Source organism: Collimonas fungivorans Ter331 (genome assembly GCF_000221045.1).
In the GTDB taxonomy this organism is placed as follows: domain Bacteria; phylum Pseudomonadota; class Gammaproteobacteria; order Burkholderiales; family Burkholderiaceae_D; genus Collimonas; species Collimonas fungivorans_A.
Map to the genome: position 1 here is coordinate 4412908 of NC_015856.1, position 15788 is coordinate 4428695.

The 15788-nt window shown below is 60.0% G+C and carries 10 protein-coding genes; 5 read left to right on the forward strand and 5 right to left on the reverse strand.

What is annotated here, in order from left to right; all coding sequences use genetic code 11:
- Nucleotides 1-43 precede the first annotated feature (43 nt).
- The 4 genes from hisC to gyrA form a co-directional block, all read right to left on the reverse strand.
- Nucleotides 44-1150: a histidinol-phosphate transaminase gene (hisC, locus tag CFU_RS19555; protein ID WP_014007729.1), complete on the reverse strand. Its 1107-nt coding sequence runs from the start codon at nucleotides 1148-1150 to the stop codon at nucleotides 44-46.
- Between the two features lie 44 nt (nucleotides 1151-1194).
- Nucleotides 1195-2268, reverse strand: a complete 1074-nt coding sequence (gene pheA, locus CFU_RS19560; RefSeq protein WP_014007730.1) for a prephenate dehydratase — start codon at nucleotides 2266-2268, stop codon at nucleotides 1195-1197.
- A 44-nt stretch (nucleotides 2269-2312) separates the two neighbouring features.
- Nucleotides 2313-3419, reverse strand: a complete 1107-nt coding sequence (gene serC / locus CFU_RS19565) for a 3-phosphoserine/phosphohydroxythreonine transaminase (protein WP_041742484.1) — start codon at nucleotides 3417-3419, stop codon at nucleotides 2313-2315.
- 188 nt (nucleotides 3420-3607) lie between these two features.
- The gene (gene gyrA / locus CFU_RS19570; protein WP_014007732.1) at nucleotides 3608-6274 is read right to left on the reverse strand and encodes a DNA gyrase subunit A; all 2667 of its coding nucleotides are present in this window, start codon (nucleotides 6272-6274) and stop codon (nucleotides 3608-3610) included.
- Between the two features lie 427 nt (nucleotides 6275-6701).
- Between gyrA and CFU_RS19575 the strand changes: the two genes are divergently transcribed.
- The 5 genes from CFU_RS19575 to CFU_RS19595 all read left to right on the forward strand — a co-directional run bounded on the left by CFU_RS19575 (nucleotide 6702) and on the right by CFU_RS19595 (nucleotide 13651).
- Entirely contained in the window at nucleotides 6702-7388 is a 687-nt protein-coding gene (locus CFU_RS19575; protein WP_014007733.1) for an OmpA family protein, read from the forward strand.
- A gap of 279 nt (nucleotides 7389-7667) precedes the next feature.
- On the forward strand, nucleotides 7668-8303 hold the full coding sequence (gene ompA, locus CFU_RS19580; RefSeq protein WP_014007734.1) for an outer membrane protein OmpA: 636 nt from the start codon (nucleotides 7668-7670) through the stop codon (nucleotides 8301-8303).
- 147 nt (nucleotides 8304-8450) lie between these two features.
- Entirely contained in the window at nucleotides 8451-9146 is a 696-nt protein-coding gene (gene ubiG / locus CFU_RS19585) for a bifunctional 2-polyprenyl-6-hydroxyphenol methylase/3-demethylubiquinol 3-O-methyltransferase UbiG (protein WP_041742485.1), read from the forward strand.
- A 76-nt stretch (nucleotides 9147-9222) separates the two neighbouring features.
- Nucleotides 9223-9897 (forward strand): HAD family hydrolase, encoded by a 675-nt coding sequence (locus CFU_RS19590; protein ID WP_041742486.1) that lies wholly within the window; start codon nucleotides 9223-9225, stop codon nucleotides 9895-9897.
- 64 nt (nucleotides 9898-9961) lie between these two features.
- On the forward strand, nucleotides 9962-13651 hold the full coding sequence (locus tag CFU_RS19595; protein ID WP_014007737.1) for a DUF748 domain-containing protein: 3690 nt from the start codon (nucleotides 9962-9964) through the stop codon (nucleotides 13649-13651).
- Nucleotides 13652-13702: 51 nt separating this feature from the next.
- Here CFU_RS19595 and CFU_RS19600 read toward each other — a convergent pair whose 3' ends face one another.
- A complete protein-coding gene (locus CFU_RS19600; protein WP_014007738.1) occupies nucleotides 13703-15775 on the reverse strand; it encodes a sensor histidine kinase in 2073 nt (690 codons plus the stop codon).
- Nucleotides 15776-15788 lie beyond the last annotated feature (13 nt).

Genomic DNA, 15788 nt, shown 5'->3' on the forward strand with positions numbered 1-15788 from the left:
TGCTTTAATAAAAATTAGTCGAAGCTAAGAGTCAACGTCGATGTCAGCTCAGCAGTTTTTTCAATGCATCGATGAAGGCTGCGTTCTCATCCGGCAAGCCGATAGTGACGCGCAACCACTGCGGCAAGCCATAGTTGGCGACCGGGCGCACGATGATGCCCTGCTTCAGCAGCGCCAGGTTGACGCGGGCGCCGGCAGCCTCGTCGGCGCCGACCTTGACCATGACGAAATTGCCGAACGAAGGCACGTACTCCAGGCCCAGCTCATCGAAAGTCTGCGTCAGCTGGCGATAGCCGTCACGGTTCAGCTGCGCGCTGCGCTGCAGGAAAGCGGTGTCGTTCAAGGCCGCCACTGCGGCGGCCTGCGCCAGCGAGTTGACGTTGAACGGCTGGCGGATGCGGTTCAGCAGGTCGGTGATCACCGGCTGGGCGATGCCGAAACCGATGCGCAAGCCGGCCAGGCCGTAGGCTTTCGACATGGTGCGCGAGACCAGCAGGTTGGGATATTTGCGTACCCAGGAAATCGATTCGTATTGCAGTTCCGGCGGCAAGTATTCATTGTAGGCTTCATCCAGCACCACCACGATTTGCGGCGGTACGCGCGCCAGGAATGCTTCCAGTTCGGCTGCCGGGATGAAACTGCCGGTAGGATTGTTCGGGTTGGCGATGAAGATCAGCTTAGTGTCGTCGGTAATGGCGGCAGCCATGGCGTCCAGGTCATGGCCGTAATCCTTGGCCTTGACCACGATGGCGCGGGCGCCGACAGCCTGGGTCGCCAAGGCATACACCACAAAAGAATATTCCGCATACATCGCGGCTTGCCCGGCCTGCACAAAAGCGTGGGTAGCCAGCTCAAGGATGTCGTTGCTGCCGTTGCCCAGCGTGATCCACTCCGACGGCACATCGTATTTGGCGGTGATCGCAGCCTTCAGGTCGAAGCCGTTGGCGTCCGGATAACGGCCGATATCGGCGACGGCCTTTTGCATCGCAACCTTGGCCGATTCCGGCATGCCCAGCGGATTTTCATTGGAGGCCAGCTTGATGATCTTGGCTTCGTCCAGGCCGAATTCGCGCGCCACTTCGGCAATCGGCTTGCCGCCCTGGTAAGGGGCGATAGCGCGTACATATTCCGGACCAAATTTAATTGACATTGTCTGCTTTCGAAACGTGTTGTTGACTGCTTATCGGCTATTTTTCAGAAACTGCGCGGATACGATCCCAGCAGCTTGTAGAACGCCGCATTCTGTTGCAGCTCGTCCAGTGCCTTGGCGACCTTGTCGTCGGCTGCGTGGCCTTCGACGTCGACATAGAAATAGTATTCCCACGCACCCATGCGCGCCGGCCGCGACTCAAAGCGGGTCATCGACACGCCATGCTTGGCGAGCGGCGCCAGCAGCTTGTAGACAGCGCCAGCCTTGTTCGCCACCGACAGCACCAACGACGTCTGGTCCTTGCCGCTGGCGCCGTTCTGCAGGCGGCCCACCACGGCAAACCGGGTACGGTTGTGCGGATCGTCCTGGATATTCGCGCTGACGACCTGCAGGTCGTATTTCTGCGCAGCCATCTCGCCGGCAATCGCGGCCACCGCTTCATTCTCGCTGGCCATGCGTGCCGCTTCGGCGTTCGACGCTACCGCCTGCCGTTCAATACTCGGGTAGTGCTGGTTGAGCCAGGCATTGCATTGCGCCAGCGCTTGCGAGTGGGCGCAGATGCGGGCGATGCCGGTCATCGTGCCTTCCTTGGTCATCAGGCTGTGATGCACCGGGATCGAGACTTCTCCGCTGATGTTGAGCGTGGTTTGCAGCAGCAGATCGAGGGTGCGGTTGATCACCCCTTCCGAAGAATTTTCGATCGGCGCGACACCGAAATCGGCAGTGCCGGCTTCGGTGGCACGGAACACTTCGTCAATCGACACGCAAGGCAGACCTTCCACTGCGTGGCCGAACTGCTGGTACACCGCTTGTTCGCTGAAGGTGCCGGCCGGGCCCAGATAGGCCACCGTCACGCGCTTTTCCAGCGCGCGGCAAGCCGACATCACTTCGCGGAAAATGGTTTGTACATCGGCGCCCTGCAGCGGTCCCGGATTGCGTTCGGCGACTTTTTGCAAGACTTGCGCCTCGCGCTCAGGGCGGAACACCGGCGCATTGGTCTCAGCCTTGACGTGACCGACCTCTTGCGCGATTTTCGCGCGGCGGTTCAGCAAGGCCAGGATTTCGGCGTCAATCGCGTCGATCTGCTGACGCAAGGGTAGGAGTTTGTCTTCGCTCATGTTGTTTCTATCTCTGGTTCTGCTAATTAGCCTGGCGCAAAGCGTTAGCCGCGCTGTTTTTCAAATTCCTGCAGATACGCCACCAGCGCCTGCACACCTTCCAAAGGCATGGCGTTATAGATCGAAGCACGCATGCCGCCCACCGATTTATGGCCCTTCAGCTGCAGCAAACCCCGTTCCTTGGCGCCGCTCAAGAAAGCATCGTTGAGCGCGTCATCGGCCAGGAAGAAAGGCACGTTCATGCGCGAGCGGCAATTGCTAGCGATCTTGGTGCGGTAGAAGTCGCTGGAATCGAGGTAGTCGTACAGCAGCGTCGCCTTGGCGATATTGCGCTGTTCCATCGCCGCCACGCCGCCCTGCTGCTTGAGCCACTGGAACACCAATCCGGCGATATAGATCGCATAGGTCGGCGGCGTGTTGTACATGGAATCGTTATCGGCCACGATCTTCCAGTTGAACGCGGACGGGCAGGCCGGCAAGGCATGGCCCAGCAAATCTTCACGCACCACCACCAGGGTCAGCCCGGCCGGCCCGATATTCTTTTGCGCGCCGCCGTAGATCACGCCGTACTTGGAAACGTCCACCACGCGCGACAGGATGTGCGACGACATGTCGGCCACCAGCGGCGCGTTGTTGGTTTCAGCGGCGACATCCGGCGTGAACTGGTACTCGACGCCGTCGATGGTTTCATTGGTGCAGAGATGGACGTAAGCCGGATCCTTGGACAGCTGCCAGCTGTCGCGCTCGGGAATCTGCGCGAAATGGCTGTCCTCGGAAGAGGCGGCGACATTGACGTTGCCGTAGCGCCGCGCTTCTTTCAGCGACTTGGTCGACCAGGAACCGGTATTGATGTAATCGCTGGTCGCCGGCTGGGCGCGGCCGCCGCGGCCTAGCAGGTTAAGCGGCACGATCGCGTTCTCGGCAATCGCCCCGCCTTGCATGAACAGCAGCTTGTAATTGTCCGGCACCGCGAACAGCTCGCGGAAATCGTGCTGCGCCGCCGCCAGGATAGACATGAACTCTTTACCGCGATGACTCATCTCCATCACGGACATGCCGCTGCCTTGCCAGTCCAGCATTTCGGCGGCCGCTTGCTGCAGCACCTCTTTTGGCAACACGGCAGGACCAGCAGAAAAATTATAGATAGGCATGATGAATGTCGTCAGATAAAGAACCGGAATTGCAGACACTAGGTAGAATTTCTTTGAATACTTTGGCCCAACAGATGGCGTTGCTGTGTTGTTACGGCATTACCGGTAAAACAGAAAATAATGCGCAGAAAACAATGCGCAGAAAGCAATGCGCGGCCCAGGCTGGCTGGACCGCGCTGCTTGCTTTATTACTCCGCTGCTGGCTCGGAAGCGTCGCCGGCTGCCGTGCTGCCGGTATCGCCTTCAGCACTGGCTTCCACTTCAGCATCGACCTCGGCGTCGGATTCGACCACGCGCTGCAAACCGCTCAGCTTGGTGCCGTCTTCCACCGCGATCAGCGTCACGCCCTGGGTAGCGCGGCCCATTTCGCGGATTTCCGCGACGCGGGTGCGTATCAGGACGCCGCCGGTGGTGATCAAGATGATTTCATCGCTAGGTTCCACCAGCGTTGCCGCCACCACCTTGCCGTTGCGCTCGCTGGTCTGGATCGCGATCATGCCCTTGGTGCCGCGGCCGTGGCGCGTGTACTCGGTGATCGGAGTACGTTTGCCGAAACCGTTTTCAGTCGCGGTCAACACCGATTGCTGTTCATTTTCCGCAACCAGCAAGGCGATGACCTGCTGGCCTTCTTCCAGGTTCATGCCGCGCACGCCGCGCGCGGTACGGCCCATCGGACGCACATCGTTTTCATCGAAGCGCACTGCCTTGCCGGAATCGGAGAACAGCATGACGTCGTGCTGGCCGTCGGTCAGCGCAGCGCCGATCAGGAAATCGCCTTCATCCAGGTCGACCGCGATGATGCCGGCCTTGCGTGGATTGCTGAAATCGGACAACGGCGTTTTCTTGACGGTGCCCAAGCTGGTCGACATGAAGACATAACGGTCTTCAGGGAAACTGCGGTTGGCGCCCGACAACGGCAGCACCACAGTGATCTTCTCGCCATCCTGCAGCGGGAACATGTTGACGATCGGCTTGCCGCGCGAATTGCGCGAACCTTGCGGCACTTCCCAGATCTTCAGCCAGTACAGACGGCCGCGGTTGCTGAAGCACAAGATGTAGTCATGGGTATTGCCGACGAACAGTTGGTCGATCCAGTCGTCTTCCTTGGTCGCCATCGCTTGCTTGCCGCGGCCACCGCGTTTTTGTGCGCGGTACTCAGAGACCGGCTGCGCTTTCATGTAGCCGGTGTGCGACAAGGTCACCACCATGTCTTGCGGCGTGATCAAGTCTTCCGTGCCGAGATCGGTAGGATTGTGCTCGATCTGCGAACGGCGCTCATCCTTGTTGCCGATGCCGTATTCGTTCTTGGCGGCAGTCATCTCGTCGGTGATGATGACGGTGACGCGTTCCGGCTTGGCCAGGATATCCAGCAAGTCGGCGATCTGCGCCATCACTTCTTTGTACTCGTTGACGATCTTGTCTTGCTCGAGGCCGGTCAGGCGTTGCAGACGCATCTGCAGGATTTCCTGCGCCTGGTCGTCCGACAGGCGATACATGCCGTCGGCCTGGATGCCGTAATGCTTGGGCAGGTTTTCCGGACGGAAGGCTTCCACGCCGCCGAGGTTTTCCTCGCCGGTGCGGGCCAGCATTTCGCGCACCATGGAGGAATCCCAGGCGCGCGCCATCAGTTCGGATTTCGCTACCGGCGGCGTCGGCGCAGCCTTGATCAGGGCAATGAAATCGTCGATATTCGCCAGCGCTACCGCCAGGCCTTCCAGCACGTGGCCGCGTTCGCGCGCCTTGCGCAGTTCGAACACGGTGCGGCGTGTGACGACTTCACGGCGGTGCGACAGGAAACATTCCAGCATCTGCTTCAGGTTCAGCAGTTTCGGCTGGCCGTCGACCAGGGCCACCATGTTCATGCCGAAGGTATCCTGCAGCTGGGTCTGCTTGTACAGATTGTTCAGCACCACCTCGGCCACTTCGCCGCGCTTGAGCTCGATCACCACGCGCATGCCGGACTTGTCCGACTCGTCGCGCAGATCGGAAATGCCTTCCAGCTTCTTGTCGCGCACCAGTTCGGCGATGCGTTCCAGCAAGGCCTTCTTGTTTACCTGGTACGGCAGCTCGTCGATGATGATCGCGGTGCGGCCTTCGCGGCCGAACTCTTCGAAATGGGTCTTGGCGCGCATCACCACACGGCCGCGGCCGGTGCGGTAACCGTCGCGCACGCCGGACACGCCGTAGATGATGCCGGCGGTCGGGAAATCCGGCGCCGGGATGATTTCGATCAGTTCATCGATGGTGCAATCGGCGTTGCGCAGCACATGCAGCGCGCCGTCGATGACTTCGGTCAGGTTGTGCGGCGGGATGTTGGTCGCCATGCCGACCGCGATGCCGGACGAGCCGTTGATCAGCAGGTTGGGGATGCGCGTCGGCAGCACCGACGGTTCTTTTTCCTTGCCGTCGTAGTTAGGCACGAAGTCGACAGTTTCCTTGTCGAGGTCGGCCAGCAATTCGCCGGCGATCTTGTCCAGGCGGCACTCGGTGTAACGCATCGCTGCCGCGCCGTCGCCATCGATCGAACCGAAGTTGCCCTGGCCGTCGACCAGCATGTAGCGCAGCGAGAACGGCTGCGCCATGCGCACCAGCGTGTCGTAGATCGACGCGTCGCCGTGCGGGTGGTATTTACCCATGGTCTCACCGACCACGCGCGCGCACTTCACGAACGGGCGGTTCCAGACGTTGTTCATTTCATGCATCGCGAACAAGACCCGGCGATGCACCGGCTTGAGGCCGTCACGCACATCCGGCAGCGCACGGCCGACGATCACGCTCATCGCGTAATCGAGATAGCTCTTGCGCATTTCTTCTTCGAGGGAAATTGGGATTGTTTCTTTAGCGAATTGATCCATTAGCGAGTCGGCGAGTCTTTAATTTTTCTAATTGCGGGACAGAGCCGCCCGGGTAGGGTTTAAGAGCCACCGAAGCGTGGCGAATTACCCTACCCGGGCGGCTCTGTCCTCAACTAATCAGATAAAACGGTTAAGTTACAAATAACAGCAATTGTGGCCAGAGTCATGACCAATGCAGCGCGGCGGATTTCTCCAATACTCTGTTCCCCCATTACCAAGGCTACCCGAGAATGATAGCCGTAAGACGTATGATTTTAGCACGGCGGGGAAGCCGGTTCCCGGCTTTTTACAGAAGGCACGAGGGAATCCTGTGTATCAAGGCCGAAAAACGGGCCTCCGGAAAAAATATGTTTAAATGCCGCCTTGCCCGGTAATCAGGCGATTCTGAAACAATTCCGCCTTTACCATTTCTATCAGGAAACAATTTATGCGTCATACCATCGCGCTGAGCCTATTGCTGGGTTCAGCCCTCGTCCTTGCGTCCCATCCCGGCTTCGCCCAATCCGCCGCATCGCAAGCCGCCCCTGAAACAAGTGCTTATGTGCGTGATGGAAACGGCCCCGTCGTCCGCAGCCAGGACGGTTTGTGCTGGCGCTCCGGTTATTGGGACCAGAATGATGCCGTCACCGGTTGCGATGGCGCCCTGGTGGCGCCGGTGATGAAAGCCAGCGCGCCGGCCCTGGTCGCCGATCCGATGATCGCCAGCAATGAAGTTGCCCCGCCAAGTGCGCCCCAGCAATGCGATGCCGGCGTAACGCTGGCCAGCGACCAGAATTTCAGTTTCGGCAAAGCAATCCTGACCAAAGCGGCCAAGCAACGCATCGACCAGCAGATCATTGCCAAATTGGCAAACTGCGCCAGCACGGACCTGATATTGGTGACCGGCCATACCGACCGCCTCGGCTCGGAGGCATATAACCGCAAGTTGTCGCTGCAGCGCGCCGGCAACGTCGCCAGCTATTTGAAGAGCAAGGGGGTCTCTAACAAGATAGAAACCGCCGGCGCCGGGGCGTCCGATCCCATGTTGCAATGCAGCAATAAGTTGAGCCGCAAAAAACTGGTCAGCTGCCTGGCCCCGAACCGCAGAGTGGTAATAAAAATGCAATCAAATTAAAATAAAATAGATAGTTTTCTTGCGCCGATGTAAGATGTCGCCCGTGGTGATGTTTTCATAATGTTATGTTGTATGAAAACAACGAAGCAGGCAAAACGTGAGCTGGATCATTTGGCATCCTTCGCTAGCGCTTGAAGCCTGTGGCAGAATGGTGGTCAAGTTCATTGCGTGTGGTCAATCCCACATGTAACGGCCTGAACCACGTGATACTATCCAATTTTTGATGTCGTATATTAGTTGCGCAGTTAATCTGCGGATATCTCAACCGAGAGGAGAAACATGAATAAATTAGCAAAACTCGTCTTCGCTGCGTCCGCAGTCGTCGCACTCTCTGCCTCCGCGCAGGAAATCAAAGATATCCAGGCGGCTACTCCTAACAGCGCCTACGTGCAAGATGCACGCGGTGTAATCGCACGTGACCCGTACGGTCTGTGCTGGCACACCGGCTACTGGACACCAGCTGACTCGGTCCCAGGTTGCGACGGCGAAATCGCTCAAGCAGCTCCGGCTCCAGCCCCAGCTCCAGCACCGACTCCAGTTCCGCCACCAGCTCCAGTATCGCAAAAGGTTACTTTCGCTGCTGACGCATTCTTTGACTTCGACAAAGCTGTCCTGAAGCCAGAAGGCAAAGCCAAGCTGGATGACCTGACATCGAAACTGGGCGCAATCAACCTGGAAGTCATCATCGCTGTTGGTCACACCGACTCGATCGGCTCCGTTGCTTACAACCAGAAGCTGTCGGTTCGCCGCGCTGAAGCTGTCAAGGCATACCTGGTGCACAAGGGTGTTGAAGCTAACCGTGTTTACACCGAAGGTAAGGGCAAGTCGCAACCGGTCGCTGACAACAAGACCGCTGCTGGCCGCGCTAAAAACCGTCGCGTTGAAATCGAAGTTGTTGGTACACGTACCAACTAATCGATTCAGACTCGATCAGAACCCCGCCTCGGCGGGGTTTTTTTTCGCACAAAAACAAGCGCAGCGAGCCAGCCCGGAAACTTTCGGCGATGGTTTTTAATCAGACAACAAACCGCAACACCGCACTTTCCAGCTATGATTCAACCTATGAACGCAGACCCATCAGAACTCAAGAAATTCAGCGACCTGGCCCACCGGTGGTGGGATCCCGAATCCGAATTCCGCCCTCTGCATGAAATCAATCCCTTGCGCCTGGAGTGGATCAACTCGCGCGCCGCGCTGGCCGGCAAGCAGGTGCTCGATATCGGCTGCGGCGGCGGCATCCTGGCCGAATCCATGGCGCGCAAAGGCGCTGTCGTCACCGGCATCGACCTCTCCGACAAAGCCCTGAAGGTAGCCGACCTGCACAGCCTGGAATCCGGGGTCCAGGTCCGTTATGAAAAAATCGCCGCCGAAGAAATGGCCGGCCGCGAAGCCGGGCAATTCGATGTCGTGACCTGCATGGAAATGCTGGAGCACGTGCCCGACCCGGCATCCATAGTGCGCGCCTGCGCCACGCTGGTGAAACCAGGCGGACAAGTGTTCTTCTCGACCCTGAACCGCAACCTGAAAGCCTACCTGCAGGCAGTGCTGGCGGCCGAATACCTGCTGCGCATGCTGCCCAAGGGCACGCACGACTACGCCAAGTTCATCACGCCGGCAGAACTGGCGCAATTCGTCCGCAACGCCGGGCTGACGGTAGATGTCATGCGCGGCATGAGCTACAACCCGCTGACCCAGATCTATTCGCTCAACCAGGACACCAGCGTCAACTACCTGATGGCTTGCACCCGGCCTGCTTAACTGGCCCGACTAATTGCTTCCAGCCGGCGCCGCACTTGACCAGCACCGGTCGTTTTCTCGTATTTTAGGAACCCCCATGCCCTTGCCAATGCCGCGCGCCATCCTGTTTGATCTTGACGGTACGCTTGCCGACACGGCCCCGGACCTGGCTGCCGCACTGAACCGGTTGCGCCGCGACCGCGGCTTGAGCAGCACCCCGTACGAACAACTCAGGCCGCATACCTCGGCCGGCGCGCGCGGCATGATAGGCGCCGCCTTCGGCCTGAAACCGGGCGATCCCGATTATGAAGAATTGCGGGTCGGCTTCCTCGACCATTACGCCGCCGCGCTGGCGGTCGACAGCACCCTGTTCGAGGGCATACCGGCCTTGCTCAGCGACCTGCGCCAGCGCCGGCTCGGCTGGGGTGTAGTCACCAACAAGGCGGCCCGCTTCACTGATCCGCTGGTTTCCCAGATCGGCCTGGGAGATGCGGATTGCATCATCTCCGGCGACACCACGCCCCATGCAAAACCCCATCCGGAGCCGCTGCTGGAAGCGGCGCGGCGCCTCAAGCTGCAGCCGCAGGAATGCTGGTATGTGGGCGACGACTTGCGCGATATCCAGGCTGGCCGCGCGGCCGGCATGGTTACCGTAGCCGCCGCCTGGGGTTATTGCGGTGAAAGCGCACCGGAATCCTGGGATGCGGATGCGCTGATCGACACTCCCCAGCAATTGCTGGCTTTGCTGCCGCAAGCAATCTCGAAGAATTGAATTAATCAGCGGGCAATACTGTCTGGCGGTATATTGTGGACATGCTTGCCCATAAGGAATAAAAATGGCAAATATCCCCCGTCCTTCCTGGCTGCCGCGCGCAATGCGCTGGACCGGCATCGCAGTCATCGTGTTGCTGATGCTGGCCCTGATCAGCTGGCTGGCGGTGCCGCCGGTCGCCAAGCACCTGGTGGAACAACAGATCGAAGCCCAGCTCGGGCGCAAGGCGACGGTCGGCAAGATCGCCTTCAATCCTTTCAACCTGGCTCTGACGGTATCCGATTTCACGCTCTATGAGCAGGACAAGACTACCGCCGCCTTCTCGGCGAAAACGCTGGTGGTCAATGCCTCCTCGGCGTCACTGTTCCGGCTGGCGCCGGTGCTCAATGAAGCCAAGCTGGTCAATCCCAGCCTGCATGTCGTGCGCACCAGCGCCGACGGCATCGGCCGCTACAATTTCTCCGACATCATCGACCGCATCCTGGCTAAGCCGAAGAACGACGATCCGACCCCGCTGTTTTCGGTATCGAATATCCAGCTGGAAAACGGCAGCATCAAGTTCGATGACAAGGTCACCAACAAGCTGGTCGACATCCAGGCGCTCAATATCGGCCTGCCCTATGTCTCGAATTTCCCGAGCAAGGTCGACACCTTCGTACAGCCGCATCTGTCGGCCAAGGTCAACGGCACGCCATTCGACCTGAAAGGCCGCAGCAAACCGTTCGCCGGCAGCCTGGAAACCTCGCTGGCGATCGATATCGACCAGCTCGATGTCGCCAGCTTCGTGGCGTTTTCGCCGGTGGCGCTGCCGCTGGTCATCCAGAGCACCAAGCTGTCGACCAATCTCGACCTGACCTTCCTGCGCAACAAGGACAAGCCGGAAGTATTGCTGTCGGGCGCGATCAAGCTGGCCGACGTCGCCCTGGCCGACAAGAATGCGGCGCCGCTGCTCAAGGCGCAGGCGATCAATGCCCAGATCAACAAGCTCAATGTGCTCACCGGCGCCGCCGCGCTCGACCAGATCGAGATTCAGCAGCCGGAAGTCTGGGTCAACCTGAACGCCAGCGGCAGCCTGAACTGGGCGGCCCTGAGCACTCCCGCCGCAAAACAGGAGGTGAAACAGGAAATCGCCAAGGATGCGCCGAAAAAGCCGGCCGGCGCGGCGCCGCAAATGAGCCTGGCCAAGCTCAGCATCCACAACGGCACGGTCAACTGGCTGGATGCCGCCAATGCTTCGCCGGCGCTCAACCTGCAGGTCAAGAACGTGGCGCTGCAAGCGAGCCGGCTGTCGATGGCGGCTGACGCCAAGCCGGCCACCGTGACCTTGTCCACCGGCGTGGAAAACGACCAGCATATCCAGTTCATCGGCCAGATCACTCCGGCCAAAGGCATCGTCGCCGGCAAGGCCAGCATCAATGCCCTGTCGCTCGCGCCTTACCAGCCTTACGTCAACCGCTCGCTGGCAGCCGTGCTGTCCGGCCAGCTGTCGCTCAATACCTTGCTGGCGATCGACGGCAGCCGCATCCGCCTGCACCAGCTGGGCATCGATGTCGACGATCTCAAGGTGGCGGCAAAAACCAGCGCCGGCGGCAGCATAGGCGCCAAGAAAATCAGCCTGGAAAACGCCAGCGTCGATACCGAAGCGCATATGTTCAACGCCGACGCCTTGCGCCTGGCCGGGATCCAGGGAGACGTCAAGCGCGATGCCCAGGGCAAGCTCAACCTGCAGCAATTCATCGCCAACACCGGCAACGCGAACAAAGGCGCCCCCACCCCTCCTGCAGCCGCCAAGAAAAGCGGACCGGAGTGGGTCGCCGCCATCAACAAGTTTGCCATCAGCGACAGCAGCCTGGCCTACCAGGACGACTCGGTCAAACCGGCGGTCAAGCTGCGCGCGGACGGCCTCAACCTGAGCGCTGACAATGTCTCCAGCAAACTCGACAAGACCATCAAGGTTGCGCTGCGCACCCAGCTCAACAAGACCGGCAAATTGTCGGCCGACGGCAGCATCGCGCCGCAATTGAAATCGATCGCGCTCGACCTCGATGTGCAAAACCTGCCGGTAGCCGCCTTCCAGCCGTATTTCACCGACTACCTGAACGTGAACCTGACCTCGGGCCAGGCCAGCACCAAGGGCAAACTGTCGCTGACGCCGCCCAGCGGCCGCCAGGAACTCGCCACTAGTTACAGCGGCAACCTGCGCCTGGCCAATTTCCGCGTGCTCGACAAAGAAACTTCCTCCGATTTCCTGAAATGGAAACTGCTCGACGTCAGCGGCATCAACGCCAATATCGGCGGCCCGCGCCAAAACGTCACGCTGGCGAAGATTGCGCTGAACGATTTCTATGCGCGCATCATCTTGTCTGAAACAGCCAAGCTGAACCTGCAAGATATCGTCGTCCAGAAAAACGCTCCGCCCGGCACGCCGGCGCCATCCCTGACTTCCGCCGAGGCGGGCGAAGGCATGGGCCAGGGGACGCCAAAAGTCACCAAGTCCACTGCCGAAGGCAAGGCTACCGTAGCCCCTATCGCTGCCGCGCCGCCCAAAGAGAATGCGCCGGTGATCAAGGTCGGCCAGGTTGTCATCAAGGGCGGCAACATCAACTACACCGATAACTTCGTCAAGCCGAACTACACCGCCAACATGACCGGCATGAACGGTACCGTCGGCGCCATCGCCTCCGACAAGCCGCAGCCGGCGCCGATAGACTTGAACGGCAAGATCGACAACGACGCCCCGGTAGCGATTTCCGGCTCGCTCAATCCGCTGTTCAAGCCGATGTTCCTCGATATCAAGGCCAGCGCCAACGGCGTCGAACTGCCGCGCCTGACGCCGTATGCCGCCAAGTACGCCGGCTACGCAATCGAAAAGGGCAAGCTGTCGATGGATGTCAGCTACCACATCGAAAACGACAAGCTGGTGGCGCAGAACAATGTGCGCATCGACCAGCTCACCTTCGGCAACAAGATCGACAGCCCGACCGCCACCAAGCTGCCGGTGCTGCTGGCGGTCGCCCTGCTGAAAGACCGCAACGGCCAGATCAACATCAACCTGCCTATTTCCGGCACCTTGTCGGATCCTGAGTTTTCGATAGGCGGCATCATCGTCCGCATCTTCATCAATTTGATCGTCAAGGCCGTCACCTCGCCGTTCGCGCTGATCAGCTCGGCCTTCGGCGGCGCCGGCGGCGACGACCTCGGCTATGCCGAATTCGCGCCCGGCTCGGCCACTCTCACGGCAGCTACGCAAAGCAAGCTGGACACCCTGGCCAAGGCCCTGATCGACCGTCCCGCGCTGAAGCTGGACCTGATCGGCCGGGTCGATCCGAAAAGCGATACCGACGGCGTGCGCCAGCAAATCCTCAACCGCAAGCTGAAAGCGCTGAAGCTCAAGGATTCGGTTGACGGCAGCGACGATGCGCAGTCGGACGATGTGACCCTGACCGACGCCGACAAGGAAAAATACATGAGCAAGGTGTATGGTTCGGAAAAATTCGACAAGCCGCGCAACATGGTCGGCCTGGCAAAATCGCTGCCGACCGCGGAGATGGAAAAACTGATCGTCGCCAACACCGCGGTGACCCAGGACGCCTTGAGCGCGCTGGCGACCCGGCGCGCCGAAACGGTCCGCAAGTACCTGGAAACCAAGGGCCAGATCCCGCTGGAACGGATCTTCCTGATCGCGCCGAAACTGACGGCCGACGGCATCAAGGACAAGGGCCAGCCGAACCGGGTCGATTTTGCGCTGAAATAGCGAGATTCCGGCAAGAGAGAAACTTCTCTTGCCGGAAGAACGACGGCAACATCACACGCGTTGCAGCCCCAGTGAAAACACCACGCCGTCCGCGACATTTAACACGCTAATGGTTCCGCCCATCTTGGCCATATACGTCTTGGCGACAAACAGCCCTTGTCCCCGGCTGCCATTCGCACCAGCATCAAGCTGATCCGACACGCCGTATTCGAAAATCTTGTCGATCAGTTCTTCAGCGATATTCGGCCCGTAATTATGGATGGCGATGGTGGCGGCGGTTTCCGTGGTTTTCAGGTCGATCGAAATCATGGAGCCCGGCAGGCGACAGCGGTCGGCATTGCGCAAGACGTGCGTGACCACATCCTCCAGTGAGTAATCGTCCGCCCTGACCATCACGCCTTCCTGCTCGCCGGAAAACCTGACATCTGCGATACCGACCAGCGGCGCATTGTCGGCCACGTTGCCGAGAAAAGCGCCAATGTCGATGGCAGTCACCTGCAACACTGTGGATTGAAACGCCTCGCTGGGAGAAGCGCTGCCATACAGCACCCGCACCGCCTGCTGCATGCGGTTGATGTAGCGGCTGCTCTGATTTTCCGCTGTGCCGTGCAAGGCCATCAGCGACTGCAGCGGCGACATGATTTCATGGCCCACCGCATGCCACATTTCCTTTTCCTGCTCGGCGCGGATTTCCTCTCGCTCGAGATCTTCCTTGACGCGCCTCAGCAGGTCATGCAGGCAGCTTGCCAGCACGCCCAGCTCATCGGCGCCGCGCAAATCGGTCAGGTCGAACTGGTCGAGGCCGCCTGAACCCTTGACGATCTTCGACACCTTGGCTGCACGCCGGGTCAGCATCGTGATGCGGCGGATGATGCCGATCTCGATGATCAGCCAGGCCACGAACAATGCCAGCAGCATCGCCCCGACAAACCACAGTACCCGTGCAGCCACCACGCCCAGGCTGCGATTGACGCTGCGTTCGTCGCCGATCAGGGTCACGTCATAGATCCCGGCCGAAGTGACGACCGATTCCCTGCTTTCGTTCGGCGGACCGACTTCGTCCACCGGAAGGCGGCGCACCAGGCGGCTGAGCAGGCGCGAGGCATCGTCCGGATGATCTTCGGCGCCGATCAGGCTGACCAGGTCAGCGCCGCCCACGGCGCCGCGCTTCTTGATGCGCAAGCTCTCGCCCGGCAACAGCAGCGAGGCCAGGTCGCCCACGGAAAATGCTCGTGCCGCGGCGGCGCTTTTACTGTCGAAAAGAAGCGGGCCGTCGCCCGGAGGCAAGACCTCGATGCGCACCTGGATGTTGTCCAGGTCGGCCGGCGGCCAGACCGGATTTTTTTGCTGGAACAGGGCGTCCTGCAAGACTCCCACCGGCAGGCGCAGCGAAAAAAATGCACTGCGCGGGCAATCGGCATCGCCGTCGCCCGGCCCAGGTTTGCTGCATGAGGTGCTTTGCCAGATCCAGCCGCGGAAATCCTTGACCGGCCTCGCTCCCACACGGCCGCTATCGTCGTCGAGAAAGCCGGTCAGGCGGCCATGTGCGCCCCGCGTCTGAACCGCATTCGGATCACCGTTCTTTTCAAACGGCGCAATCCAGCGATAGGTCTGCCCGCGCAGCGTCACGGTCACCCGCACCCGATGCGCGTCATCGATATCCTGCTCGCCGCGCTGGTGCGGCATCAGTTCGCCACTGACGAAACTGCCGGCAACATAAATGAAGCCGCCGGCCCAGGGGTTGTTGCCGATGGCGACGCATAGCGCGCCGTCGTCGCCATACTGCACCAGGCATCCGGACATGGTGATGGCTTGCCGCACTTTGTTCTGGTCGTCAAAATCGAGCGAGGGAAACGGCAGCAGCACCGGGTGCAGCGCAGCCGCGCCGCCATTCTCAGTGCGCGGATTCAGCAGCGCCAATTGGCCGGCGGGATGACGCAAGGTGGCCAGGATCTGGTCGCCGGTCTTGCGGAAACTGGCCTGGTAATTCTTGTAGCTCAACTGCTTTTCCTGCTGCAGCACATACAACGCCAGCGCAACGGCAGCCACCGCCAGCAGCAGGAAGGCGCCGCGAAACAGGATGCGCAAGCGGTATTGGGCGATATTCGGAAAGCTGATCTTCATGTGCAGTCATCCC